Consider the following 12,728-nt stretch of genomic DNA (forward strand, 5'->3'; position numbering starts at 1 on the left):
CAGTACTCTACGCTGCTCATTTCGGCGTAGCCGCACTTGGTGAATGTGTTCGGTGTTGCAACCAGAAGGATATTCTTGAGATTGAGAATCGCCTTTTCAAAGTGTGGTCGAATCAGGCATGATTCACCTATGAGTACCTTGGAACATCTCCACGACCTGACCGGCAAAGTTGCGATAGTCACGGGTGGATCCCGCGGGATCGGCCGAGCGATTGTCCAGATTCTTGCCGAGGCGGGAGCTGACGTTGTCATCGCGTCCCGCAAACTCGACTCGTGTGAACGCGCCGCCGACGAGGTCATGGCGTCGACCGGGCGAAAGGTTCTGCCGGTTGCGTGTCATGTCGGACGTTGGGACGATTGTGAGCAGTTGATCGACCGGACGCTCGAACACTTCGGCCGACTCGACGTGCTGGTGAACAACGCGGGTATGTCACCCCCGTACAAGAACCTCGACGATATTACCGAGGACCTGTATGACAAGACTCTCGGCGTTAATCTCAAGGGGCCCTTTCGTCTTGCCGTGCGCGCCGGAACGTACATGGCCGAGAACGACGGCGGTTCGATCATCAACGTCGGCACCGCGGGCTCCCTCGTCGCCAGCGTTCGCGAGTTGCCATACGCGTGCGCCAAGGCGGGCCTCAATGCCCTCACTGTCGGACTGGCTGAGGCCTTTGCGCCGACGGTGCGCGTCAACGCAATTCTTCCCGGGCCCTTCCTGACGGATATCTCCAAGTCCTGGGCTCCGGCCGAGGGCGAAGATGCACCATTCGTGCCGCTCCGTCGGATGGGCCGTCCCGAGGAGATCGGTCCACTTGCACTCCATCTCGCAAGTGCGGCTTCCAGTTACACCACCGGGGCGATCATCCGCGTCGACGGTGGAGTTACCCGCAAGGTCTGACGAAAGGGAAACATGACCGACAACCTCCTACTCGAGGGCAAGGTGGCCATCGTTACCGGTGCCGGCGGCGGGATCGGCCGCACCTACTCTCAGGGACTCGCCGAGGCCGGCGCCGCCGTGGTCCTCGCTGACGTCAACCTCGAGGCCGCCAGTGCAGCAGCAGGCGAACTGACAGCGGCCGGTCACCGCGCCCTTGCGGTGCATGTCGATGTCCGGGACGAATCGAGTACGACCGAGATGGCGGCTACCGCGGCCCGGCACTTCGGGTCCGTCGACATTCTCGTGAACAACGCCGGACTGATGGCCGAAGTGGTGGGCGAGGGATCCCTGACCACTATGGATCTCGAACTCTGGAACCGCACGCTGGCAGTCAATCTCACCGGTCCGCTCCTGTGCGCCCGTGCGGTAGTGCCCTATATGAAGGAACGCGGATACGGCAAGATCGTGAATCAGTCGTCGAGCGGTGCATTCATGGCTGCGCAGGCGTACGGCATCACGAAACTCGGCCTGGTGAGCATGACTGTGTCGTTGGCGCGAGAGTTGGCGCCGTTCGGTATTCGTGTCAATGCGATCGCTCCGGGAATGGTCAACACCGAAGCGGGTTCGATCGCGTCACCGCCGGAACTCAAGGAAATGGTCAAGCACGCCATTCCGTTTCCGTTCGGCGAGCCGGAAGAGCTGATTCCCGGTCTGTTGTACCTCGTCTCGTCGGGTAGTGACTGGGTGACCGGCCACACGCTCAACATCGATGGCGGTTGGGTTGTTCGAGTCTGAATCTGCACTGCCACCAGTACTTCTCACAGTGAGGATCCACATTGAAGCATTATCTGGTTGTCGAATCGCATCCCTCTCATCCGGATCGGCTCGACGAGTTCAATCGGTGGTACGACGAGATCCACATACCTGAAGTAGTGGCTCTTGACGGATTTGTCGGCGGCACCAGACTGGCAGCCGCCGACGCAGATGGCGGTCCTTCCGTGACGCTCTACGAGCTCGAGGGTGATCCCCATGAGGCAAAGCGAAACGTTCATATCGCCGCTGCGGCAAAGAAGTTGAATATGTCGGACTCGCTGAGCTATGGCCCGATTCCGAAAATGCGGATCATGGCCGTGCAATCGGAGTATTCCAAGCCGCGTTGATCGTGCAAGGCACAGAAAAAGATCCGAGGCCGTCGTCGCACTGCGACGGCGGCCTCGGATGGTGCGGGCGGTCAGCTCGGCAGATTTGCTGGGATCCAGTTGGGGTCGCGCTTTTCCATGAAAGCGCGCATTCCCTCACGGGGCTCCGGTGACGTTTCGAGCGCGCCGAACATGGTTTCGTAGTCGAACAGTCCGTAACGCTCGTTGAGCATTCGCTTGACCTGGGCACGGGCCAGTGGCGCGCTCTGCAATACCTCGCGTGCGGCCTGGAGCGCGGCAGTTCGGAGATCCTCGTGCGGCACGACGCGGGAGATCACTCCGAGCCGAAGTGCCTCTGCGGCATCGAATTTACGTGCGGAGAGCATCAGATCGCGCGCAGCTGCAATGCCGACGTGAGCGGGCAGTACGGCGGCATAGGTCGCGTCAGGGATTCCTCGCAGAAGTTCGGGAACGCGGAATGTGGCCCGATCGCTGGCGACGGCGATGTCGGACATCATCGCAACAAGGAGGCCGCCGGCCTGACAGATTCCGTTGACCGCGGAAATCACAGGCGCGCGGCTGTCACGGATGGTCATGAACGGGACGACGTCGTTGCCCGAAAGCCCCTCCGGCATATTGTCTCCCGGATCGGAGCGTCCACCGAGATCGCCGCCGGGCGCAAATACGTCGTCGACGCCGGTGATGATCAGTGCTCCCAGATCAGGATCTGAGTTCACGAGGCGAACTGCTCGTTTCAGTCCGTAATACATTGCGGGGGTGAATGCGTTTCTCGCCGTTGGTCGGTCGATGGTGCACCACCCGATCGCGCCTTCGCGCTCGAACCGTAAACCGTCTGCTCCCAAGTCGTCTCCCATACGAAGAGCATACGTCATTCTCTGATGTAAGAATCACAATCTCGTCAAAAAGTAGGGCCCAGGAACACTGCTGTTCCCGGACCCCACTGATGACTTCTGCCTGTCAGGACGTCAGGTCGATGAGGACCTTCCCGACCGCCTGGCCGTCGGCGACCATCCGAAGAGCATCAGATGCCTTGTCCAGCGGGAACTCGGCACCGATGTGGGGAACTGTGCGGCCGGCGACCAGTAGATCGGTGAGTTCGGCTTCATTCCGACGGTATTCTTCCGGCGGTATGTCCTTGAACTGGAATCCGTTGACCTGCACACCCTTTACCAAGATCAGATTGAGCGGAATCTTGGGGATGACACCGGACGCGTACCCGATGGTGACAAAGCGGCCGCCCGGACGCAAAGCACGAAGCGCAGGTTCGGAGAGGTCGCCGCCGACTGGATCGGCAACAACGTCTGCTCCATGCGGGAGAGCCTTTTTCAGTGCCGTGCGCAGGTCCTCGGTGCGATGGTTGACGAGGTGCCCGGCGCCGTACGACGCCGCGACGTCAAGCTTGTTCGTGCTCGACGCGACCGCAGTGACCGACGCCCCGAGCGCAACACCGAGCTGAACGGCGGCAAGGCCGACGCCGCCACCGGCGCCGAGAACGATCAACTCGTCTCCGGGTTTGATGTGAGCCACGGATCGGAGCGTGTGGTACGCCGTGCGGTGAGCCACACCGAAAGCGGCGGCAATGCGTGTCTCGACACCGTCCGGGATGCGGCCCAGCGTGAGTTTGTCGGAAGCTATGACAATTTCCTCCGCAAACGCACCGACAAAACCGGTGCCGGTGACACGGTCACCCACGGAGACAGCTGTGACGCCTTCGGCAGTCTCGGACACGACTCCGGCGAACTCACTGCCGGGCGTGAATGGCGGTGGGACACTGACCTGATACTTGTTGGCAATCAACAACACATCGGAGAAGTTGACGGCTGCGGATTCGATACGGATCCGAATCTGCCCGGCCTCGAGCGGAGCCGAGGGGAGTGTTTCGACGGTGACAACCTCGGGAGGTCCGTACGCCCCGCACACAGCAGCGCGCATCGCAGGTTACCTACCCTGCCAGATCGGGGTGCGCTTCTCGATGAAAGCAGCAGCGCCCTCCTTGGCGTCACCACTGCTGAACACCGTTGACTGCCATTGCCCGAGTTTCTGTGCAGCGCTGGCTGAATCGGTTACCGCGAGGCGGACGAGTTCCTTGCATGCAGCCAAGCCGAGTGGAGCGTTTGCGGCGACGCGTTCGGCATATCCCACTGCGGCCTCCAGAACCTGGTCCGGATCTACGACGGCGTTGATCAGTCCGAGTTGGTAGCCCCGGTCAGCCGTGATGAGATCGCCGGTGAGGGTTAACTCCAGGGCGACGTGCATCGGGATTCGGGTTCCGATGTTGGTGCCGCCGCCGCCGGGGAACAATCCCCGTTTCACTTCGGGGAAGCCGAATTTCGCGGCCGACGACGCGATGATGATGTCGGAACCGAGGAGGAGTTCAAGCCCGCCGCCGATGGCGGTGCCGTTGGCGGCACCGATCACCGGGGTCGAGAGTTTGCCTGCTGCGAGTCGAGCGAAACCTTCGGAGGTGAAGGCTCCTTCGCCTTCCGTGGCAAAGGCCTTCAGGTCCATGCCTGAGCAGAATGCGCGGTCACCGGTGGCGGTGATGACGATTGCGCGGACGTCCGGATCGGTGTCGGCGGCCAGTACTGTATCGCCGAGTTCGCGATACAGGCTGCCGGTGAGCGCATTTCGTGCGTCCGGACGGTTGAGACGCAGGATCAGGATCTGTCCGCGGCGTTCCTGGATCAGTTCGGGGGTTGTGTCGGTCATGACTTGTACTCCGTTGTCTCGGCGAGTTCGGCAGCAGCGATCATCGATTGGGCGACAATGGGACCGAAGGCAAGGAGTTTCTCGTTGTCGCCGGCGCGCTGGAACCCCTGTTCGAGGATGATCGCGAGTTTCCACTTGGCGAGGATTCGGTAGTAGTCCAGGTCGTCGACCTGGCGACCCGAGATCTCGGAGTAGTGCCCGGCCAACTGTTCCATCGACGGCATGCCCTGCAGGTTGACGTAGCTGCTGGTTGCTGCCTCTGGAGCGCTGGTGTCCTTGGGCCAGCCCTCTAGCATCCAGGCGAGGTCCAGTTTGGGGTCGCCGACCGTTCCCATCTCCCAATCGACGATGGCGGAAAGCCGGGCCGGTGCGCCGTTTTCGAACATCACGTTCGCGAACTGGTAGTCGCCGTGCATGATTCCGGGGATGAAGTCGAGCGGCTTGTGGTTCCGCAGCCACTCGGTGGCGACTTCGATTCCTTCGAGTTCGCGGCCCTTGATCTTCTCGAACAAGCTGGTCCAGCGATCGACCTGACGCTCGTGGAAACCGTCGGGTCGACCAAGATCCTGGAGGCCCTTGGCTTTCCAATCGACCTTCGACAGAAGTGCGATGCCTTCGGCCAGCTGGTAGCCCAGTCCGCTCCGTGCTTCGAGGTCGCTCTTGAAGGGCTCCGGCCAATTCCGGTCGTCCATGGGGGACCAACCGTCGACAAATCCCATGAGATAAAACGGTCGGCCGAGTACGGATGCGTCCTCGCACACGGCGATTGCCTCGGTGTGGGGCACATCGGTGCCGTCGAGTGCCGAGATGATCTGCCACTCGCGGAGGATTCCCTTGTCGCGGTTTGCGGGAGCCTCCGGCGGTGGTATCCGGATCACGCAGCGCAAGTCGTCACGGGTGAGTTCGTAGATTTCGTTCTGGGTACCGCCGGAGAGGTATCGGTGCTCGAGCGGCGCGCCCTTGCCGAGGCCCTCGCCGTCCATCCAGTCCGAAAGCCGTTGAAAATCGATCACAGGTTCCCCACTTCCAGTTCGATGTAGTCGGCGTACTTTGCCTTAGCGGCTTCTTGCTTGCGCGGGATCCATTCCGTAGGCCAGAGGTCGTCACTGGGGCTGTAATCCCGCAGTACCTGCTTGGCGACGGTGGTCTTGTGTACCTCGGTCGGGCCGTCGGCGAGGCCCATCACTGCGGCACCGTGAATCATCTGGAAGAGCGGAAGCTCGTTGGTCACACCGAGCGCACCGTGTATTTGCATTGCCCGCCAAGCGATGTCGTGCAGCACAGTCGGCATGATGACCTTGGCGGCGGCGATGTCCTTGCGGACCTTCTTGTAGTCGTTGTACTTGTCGATCTTCCATGCCGTGTGCAATACGAAGAGCCTGAACTGAGCCAGTTGGGCGTAGGAGTCCGCGATGTAGCCCTGCACGAACTGCTTGTCGGCGAGCCGGCTGCCCGCGGTTTCGCGGCTCAGTGCGCGCTCGCACATCATGTCGATTGCCTTCTGTGCAAGGCCGATCGTCCTCATGGCGTGGTGGATTCGTCCGCCGCCGAGGCGCGTCTGTGCCACGGCAAATGCCTGACCTTCGCCGCCGAGGAGTGCATCCTCGTGTACCCGGACACCCTCGTAGTGGATGAGGGCGTGGGTGCCGTCGTTGAGGGGCTCACCGTACAGACCCACGTTGCGGACGATGTTGATTCCCGGTGTGTCCGACGGTACAAGGAACATCGACATGCCCTTGTACACACTGACATCGGAGTTCGTGACGGCCATGACGATCAGGAACGACGCGGTTCTCGCGTTGGAGGAGAAGTACTTCATTCCGTCGATGACCCAGTGGTCGCCATCCTTGACTGCGCGCGTGGTGAACTGCGCGGGGTCGGCACCGGCCTGTGGTTCGGTCATGGAGTAGGTCGAGAACATCTCGCCGTCGAGTAGTGGCTGCAGGTAACGCCGCTTCTGCTCTTCGGTGCCGTAGTGGGCAATGATCTCGGCATTGCCGGTATCCGGTGCCTGGCATCCGAATACGATTGGTGCCCAGGATGATCGACCGAGAATCTCGTTCAACAGAGCCAGCTTGAGTGCGCCGTATCCCTGGCCGCCCATGTCGGGTCCGAGATGCGTGGCCCACAGTCCTTGCTTCCGAACCTGCTCCTTGAGCGGGTCGATCGCTTTACGCCTGGCTCCGTCCAACGGCACGAACTGCTCGTGCGGCCAGACCAGGTCGAGCGGCTCGACCTCTTCACGTACGAACTTGTCCGCCCAGTCCAGTTTCGCTTGGTACTCGGGGTCGGTCTCGAAATCCCACGCCATGTGCGCCTCCTTGGTTACTTGGAGAATAGCGTTCTTATTGATAAAAATGCAATTCTTTTCGGGCAAAATTCTAATTCTTGATCGCCTCGACGGTCGGTGTGTGATCCAGTCAAACCTGTTGGGCTGGTGAGGTTCTCCAGCAGGCGCACCGCCCGCGTGTGGGTACGACAAATGCCGCCGACACGGGTGTCGGCGGCATTTGTCCAAGCATGGAGGCTACGAGTTGGCGAGCTCGTAGCGTCGACGGTATTCGGCCTTGGATGTCTCGCTGATGTCGACATCGGTTGCCCGTGCACGCAGGGCGCCCACGGTGGCGTCCTCGCGCTTGATGTGCTTGAAGGGATCCCAGTCGAAGAACCGGGCAACGTTTCCGAAGGTGATCTTGTCGATCTCCTCGTCGGTGAGCTTGGCGTCGACGAGTTCTTCCATCAGCATCTCCGGCGAAATAGGCCAAGTGGAGTCGGAATGGGGGTAGTCGCATTCCCAGGCGATGGTGTCGATGCCGAGGCGGTCACGGTTGTTCAGTCCGCTCGGCTCGGTGATGTAGCACGCCAGGAAGTTCTTGCGCCACACGTCGGTTGCCGTCATTCCCTTGGGTAGGAAGCTGGTTCCGGTCCAGGACTGGTTGACGACGTGGCGTTCGACGCGGTCGAGCCACGGTGCAACCCAGCCGACGCCACCCTCGCTCATGGCGACCTTGAGATCCGGGAACTTCTGGAAGGCTCCGCTGAGCATCATGTCGTTTGCCGCGATAGTCGAAATGAGCGGTGTCAGAACCATCATGTCGTCGATGTTGAAGCCCTCGGGGCGCTTGACCAAGCTGAAGCCGCCACCGATGTGCAGGCTCAGGACGATGTTGGTCTCGACGCATGCCTTGAAGATCGGATCCCAGTAGCCGGACTTGAAGTCGGGGTAGCCCTCACCCACGCCGTACGGAGTCTCAGGGATGCTGATGGATCGGCAACCCATCGCGGCGAGACGGTGGATCTCCTTGACGGATTCCTCCACGTCGAAGAACGGGATGATGCCGAGGGGGATGAAGCGCCCGGGGTGAGCATTCGGTACCTCACCGACGACCCAGTCATTGAAGGCCCGAGATGCCGCTAGGGACAACTTCTTGTCCGGCAGGCTCGCAAGGTGGGTTCCGGCGAATCCGGGGAAGGTAGCAAAAAGTGTTGCGGCCAAGGTGCCGTTGGCATCCATGTCGCGTACACGCAGGTCCATGTCGTAGACGCCGGGACGCATCTCGGCGTAGCCCGTGGGATCCATGCCCCATTCTTCCTTGGGCCAGGAGACGACGGCGTTCAGGCCGGAACTGCCGACCACCGTGTCCTGGAAAAGCCAGGCCTGCACGTTGGGGTTGCGGGGGTGGGCCGTCAGCTTGGGGGCCTGGTCCATGAGGCTTTTCGGGAAGTGCTTTTCGAAGATGTCAGCCGGTTCGACCACGTGGTCGTCGATGCTGACCATCACCATGTCGTCAATGTTCATTGAGAATCCTCTCCTGCGCTGCGCAGAGATGCCCGGCAGCGGCGCCTACTGCAATGAGAATATTGTTTTCGCTATTGAGAATCAATAGCTGGACGAGCGGAGAATCACATATTCGCTGTGTCCGGTCACCGCAACACCGTGCCGCCGTCGACGTTGACGACCTGCCCGTTGATCCACTCGCCGTCATCCGACATCAGGTAGGCGACCATGTTCGAGATGTCGCTGGGTCTGCCTCCCCGTGTACTGCGAGAACGCGCGATCAACGACTGCAGCAGTTCGGGCGACGCGCCCTCCTCGATCTCTTTGGTGAGGATCAGGCCGGGAGTGATGGCGTTGGCGCGGATGCCGTCGCGGCCCCAGCGCGACGCGACGTGCCGGGCCAGGGAGTTGATAGCGGCTTTGGTTGCCGAATAGGCAGGACGCTGCGGATCACCCGTGAACGAAGCGATCGACGATGTATAGACGATCGTGCCGCCACCGCGTGCGAGGAGTTCGGGAATGGCGTGCCGGGTCACGAGCATGTGGCCGCGGAGGTTGACGGCGATGGTGCGGTCCCAGACCTCGAGGTCGATGTCGACGATATCGGTGTCCTTGGACACCGAACCCATATCTCCGGCATTGATATGGACGGCGTCAAGGCCGCCGTAGGTCCGGACGCTGAATGCCACCAATTTCTTGACTGACGTGTCGTCGGAAATGTCGAATTGTGCTGCAACGGAACGCCCACCGGCTTCGTTTATTGCCGCAGCGGTCTTTTCGGCACCTTCGAGGTTGAGATCACCGATCACGATCTGTGCGCCCTCGTTTGCCAGTCGCTGCGCGGAGGCGGCGCCGAGGCCGGTGGCGCCGCCGGCAATCAGAATGACCTTGTCTGTCAAACCCTGCACGAGGGTCTCCTGTTCTGTCGTCAAGCGATAGGGGTGACGTTGCTCGCCCGATAACGGTCACGCAACAGGCGCTTGTACAACTTGCCGTTGGGATCTCGGGGGAGGGCGTCGACAAAATCGATACTTCGGGGGCATTTGTACGACGCGAGCGCTTTGTGGCAGTACTCGATGAGCTCGGCGGCGAGGGTAGCGTGGGCTGCCGCTGGATCGACCAGTTGCACAACAGCCTTCACCGACTCGCCCATCTCGTCGTCGGGTACGCCGATGACTGCGACATCGGCGACGGCAGGATGCCCGGCGAGTTCGTTCTCCGCTTCTTGCGGATAGATGTTCACTCCACCCGAGATGATCGTGTGCGCCTCGCGGTCGGTCAGATAGAGGTATCCGTCCTCGTCCAGACGCCCGATGTCGCCGAGTGTGCGCCACCCGCGGTCGTTGGTGACGGACGCGGTTTTCTCGGGATCGTTGTGATATTCGAACGGACGGCCGCCGGAGAAGTACACCGAGCCGACCTGTCCGACGGGGAGTTCCGCTCCGTCCTCGCCGACGATGTGGCATTGCTGCATCGGTCGCCCGACGGATCCGGGGTGCGTCAGCCACTCCTCGGGTGTGATCGTCGAAGCGCCGACATCCTCGGTGCCCGAGTAGTATTCGTGGATTATCGGCCCCCACCAGTCGAGCATCTGCTGCTTCACGAGGATCGGGCACGGCGCCGCTCCGTGAATTGCGTTGCGCAGGCTCGACAGGTCGTATCGCGCTCGCTCCTGCGGTGACAACCGAAGCATGCGCACGAACATGGTCGGCACGAACTGCGCGCTTGTCACTCGGTGACGCTCGATCAGTTCAAGGCATTGGAGTGGGTCGAAGTTCTCCATCACCACGACCGTGGCGCCGAGACGGTGCCATGACATCGAAAAGACCAGGGGCGAAGCGTGATACAGCGGTGCGGGCGACAGGTACACCGCATCGGTGACGGTGTTGCCGGCCATCAGGCCCCTGGCGATCAAGACGGGGGCGGCACTCGGATCTCCGAACGCCGTTCCTGGCAACGGTTTACGCACACCTTTGGGACGTCCGGTGGTCCCGGACGAATACAGCATTTCGCGGCCCTCGCACTCGTCGTCGAGTGGTGTGGCCGTCTCGCCGGCCAGCACGTCGTCGTACCGATCGAATCCGGAGATGTCACCGAGTGCCGATACCCGGATGGAAATACGCGAGACGTCGAGGCCGGCCACGACGTCGGCAAGTGCTTCGCTCGAGATCAAGGCGCGGGCACCACAATCGTCGAGAACGTACTGCACCTCGAGCGGGCGTAAGTGGCGGTTGATCGCGGTGTAGTGAATGCCGGATCGCTGCGCTGCCCAAGCAATTTCGAGAAAGGGGCGGTTGTTCTCCATCAGGATCGCGATGTGGTCGCCGACGCCCAACCCGCGCGCCCGCAATGCCCGCGCAAATCGCGTCGAGCGTTCGTCGAGTTGGGCGTATGTCGTAACCTCACCGCTCGAAGCCATCACGATGGCCGGGGTGTCCGGGCTCCGGCGAGCGTGGTAGCTGGGTGTCATCGTCGCGGTCGTCATTGACGCGCCTCCACTATCGATCCGTTCGAAGGAGCATTGCGCCGCCGGGGGACAGGCCACCCGTGGCCGCGACGGCGACCTTGGCGCCGACGACCTGACGTTCACCGGCCTCGCCGCGCAACTGTGTGACCGCTTCGTGAATCAGCCCCATGCCGTGGGTGCGGCCGTGTGAGAGTTGTCCACCGTGCGTGTTGAGTGGGATCACGCCGTCGCGGGCAATGTTGTGGCCGCCGTCGAGGAAGTCCTTTGCTTCGCCGATGCCGCAGAAGCCCAGCGCTTCGATCCAGGACAGGCAGTTGAACGAGAATCCGTCGTAGAGTTGCGCGACGTCGACATCACTGGGGCGCATCGTGGTTCGTGTCCACAGGTGAGCAGCTGGGCCGAGAACCTGAGGCTCGTGTGTCAGTGTGCTCTGATCCCATTCGATACGTTCGACAATCTGCGTTCCGACAGCTTCGACGAGTACCGGCGGCTTGGCAAGATCGTGTGCTGCATCGATGGCGGACACGATTACTGCGACCGAAGCGTCGCACGGTACGTCGCAGTCGTAGAGACCGAATGGCGTGGTGATGGTGCGGGCCGAGAGGTAGTCGTCCATCGTCATCGGGTCGCGATAGATCGCGCTCGGATTGAGTGCGGCATTGGCTCGTTGGTTCAGCGCAATCCAACCCAAGCTTTCGCGAGTTGTGCCGTACTTGTGGAAGTGGCGCTGCGCATTCTGCGCGAGAGTGTGTGCTGCGGAGGTCGCCCCGAACGGGAACATCCAGCTCGGGGTGCGACTCGGCGCAGGTGGGCTGATTTCGCCCAGACGCATCAATTCGTTGTGGGTGGCTTCCCAGACGGTTCGGTAGCACAGCACGTGGCGGGCAAGACCGCTGGCGACGGCGATCATCGCCGCGATCACGGAACCGCTGGGGCCGAAGGTTTCAATGCCGCCGTTATGCCAGGTCGGCCGGATGCCGAGAGCCGCCTCGACGCCGGTCACCCCGCCGCCCTCGCCGAACCCCCCTACCGGTCCGGCGCCGGGATAGCTTGCGAGACCGTCGATGTCGTCCATCGTGAGGCCGGCATCGGCGACGGCACGCTCGCACGCCTGCACCGTCAACTCCATGGGGGAGAGCATCAAGCGTCGGCCGATCTCGGACATGCCGATGCCGGTGAGCGCCGCCTTGTCCTCGAACTTCACGGTGGTGGACATCGGTCGCACGCGTCGCCGGATCTCTTCCGGATCACCCTCGGCCTGTGGCAGCGGCGCAGGTTCTGGTTGCTCGGCCGTCGGCCGGAACAACGGGAGCCACACGTCCCCGTCCTGATGGAAGACAACTTCCATGCGCATGCCCAAGTGCAGCTGCGCAGGATCGCACTCGATGACGTTGGTAGTCAGCCGAACCCGAGGATCGTCTTCGATCGCGACCTGAGCCACCACGTAGGGTGCCGGAAGCCCGGGCATGCTGAAGCGTTCGTTGACCGTGAATCCGATGAGTGTGGCGTAGCCGGAAACCACGCGCACGCCCATCTGATGTGAACGGCAGTACCTGCAGACCGGCTGCGGCGGATGGATGAGAGCCGAACAGGACTCGCACTCCTGTACGCGCAGCCGGCCATCCGCGCCGGACGTCCAGTAGAACCGGTTTTGCCGGGTCACAAGGGGAAGAGGACGCCCCGACTCGGCTACCTTGTTCTCGTTTACCGGATCGACTACCGCGGAATCAGTCACTTA

12 protein-coding genes are annotated in these 12,728 nt (G+C 61.9%); 3 read left to right on the top strand and 9 right to left on the bottom strand.

Features of this window, described 5'->3' with window-relative positions; translation table 11 throughout:
* Positions 1-129: 129 nt before the first annotated feature.
* Genes CJ178_RS24190 through CJ178_RS24200 form a run of 3 tightly spaced genes read left to right on the top strand, consistent with a single transcriptional unit; the run spans position 130 to position 2,036 of the window.
* On the top strand, positions 130-897 hold the full coding sequence (locus CJ178_RS24190) for an SDR family NAD(P)-dependent oxidoreductase (protein WP_033232487.1): 768 nt from the start codon (positions 130-132) through the stop codon (positions 895-897).
* Positions 898-909: 12 nt separating this feature from the next.
* Positions 910-1,671: an SDR family oxidoreductase gene (locus tag CJ178_RS24195; protein WP_095888192.1), complete on the top strand. Its 762-nt coding sequence runs from the start codon at positions 910-912 to the stop codon at positions 1,669-1,671.
* Between the two features lie 41 nt (positions 1,672-1,712).
* The gene (locus CJ178_RS24200; protein WP_045068465.1) at positions 1,713-2,036 is read left to right on the top strand and encodes a hypothetical protein; all 324 of its coding nucleotides are present in this window, start codon (positions 1,713-1,715) and stop codon (positions 2,034-2,036) included.
* Positions 2,037-2,107: 71 nt separating this feature from the next.
* On the opposite strand, the gene CJ178_RS24205 is transcribed toward CJ178_RS24200, so the two are convergent.
* The 9 genes from CJ178_RS24205 to CJ178_RS24245 all read right to left on the bottom strand — a co-directional run bounded on the left by CJ178_RS24205 (position 2,108) and on the right by CJ178_RS24245 (position 12,725).
* Positions 2,108-2,890, bottom strand: a complete 783-nt coding sequence (locus CJ178_RS24205; protein ID WP_045069635.1) for an enoyl-CoA hydratase/isomerase family protein — start codon at positions 2,888-2,890, stop codon at positions 2,108-2,110.
* Between the two features lie 103 nt (positions 2,891-2,993).
* Positions 2,994-3,968 carry an NADPH:quinone oxidoreductase family protein gene (locus tag CJ178_RS24210; RefSeq protein WP_095888193.1) on the bottom strand — a complete coding sequence of 325 codons (975 nt, stop codon included), beginning with the start codon at positions 3,966-3,968 and terminating at the stop codon, positions 2,994-2,996.
* A gap of 6 nt (positions 3,969-3,974) precedes the next feature.
* Entirely contained in the window at positions 3,975-4,745 is a 771-nt protein-coding gene (locus CJ178_RS24215; RefSeq protein WP_095888194.1) for an enoyl-CoA hydratase-related protein, read from the bottom strand.
* The gene (locus CJ178_RS24220; protein ID WP_257013415.1) at positions 4,742-5,758 is read right to left on the bottom strand and encodes a phosphotransferase family protein; all 1,017 of its coding nucleotides are present in this window, start codon (positions 5,756-5,758) and stop codon (positions 4,742-4,744) included. Before CJ178_RS24220 ends, CJ178_RS24215 begins: the two co-directional genes overlap by 4 nt.
* On the bottom strand, positions 5,755-7,056 hold the full coding sequence (locus tag CJ178_RS24225) for an acyl-CoA dehydrogenase family protein (RefSeq protein WP_045068471.1): 1,302 nt from the start codon (positions 7,054-7,056) through the stop codon (positions 5,755-5,757). The genes CJ178_RS24220 and CJ178_RS24225 overlap by 4 nt, the downstream gene beginning before the upstream one ends.
* A gap of 216 nt (positions 7,057-7,272) precedes the next feature.
* Positions 7,273-8,544, bottom strand: coding sequence for an amidohydrolase family protein (locus tag CJ178_RS24230; protein WP_033232474.1), 1,272 nt, complete (start codon positions 8,542-8,544; stop codon positions 7,273-7,275).
* Between the two features lie 125 nt (positions 8,545-8,669).
* On the bottom strand, positions 8,670-9,431 hold the full coding sequence (locus CJ178_RS24235; RefSeq protein ID WP_095888665.1) for an SDR family NAD(P)-dependent oxidoreductase: 762 nt from the start codon (positions 9,429-9,431) through the stop codon (positions 8,670-8,672).
* Positions 9,432-9,451: 20 nt separating this feature from the next.
* Positions 9,452-11,008: an acyl-CoA synthetase gene (locus CJ178_RS24240; RefSeq protein ID WP_095888195.1), complete on the bottom strand. Its 1,557-nt coding sequence runs from the start codon at positions 11,006-11,008 to the stop codon at positions 9,452-9,454.
* A gap of 13 nt (positions 11,009-11,021) precedes the next feature.
* Entirely contained in the window at positions 11,022-12,725 is a 1,704-nt protein-coding gene (locus CJ178_RS24245; RefSeq protein WP_095888196.1) for a thiolase C-terminal domain-containing protein, read from the bottom strand.
* Positions 12,726-12,728 lie beyond the last annotated feature (3 nt).

The organism is Rhodococcus sp. ACPA4 (assembly GCF_002300185.1).
Taxonomy (GTDB): domain Bacteria; phylum Actinomycetota; class Actinomycetes; order Mycobacteriales; family Mycobacteriaceae; genus Rhodococcus_F; species Rhodococcus_F globerula.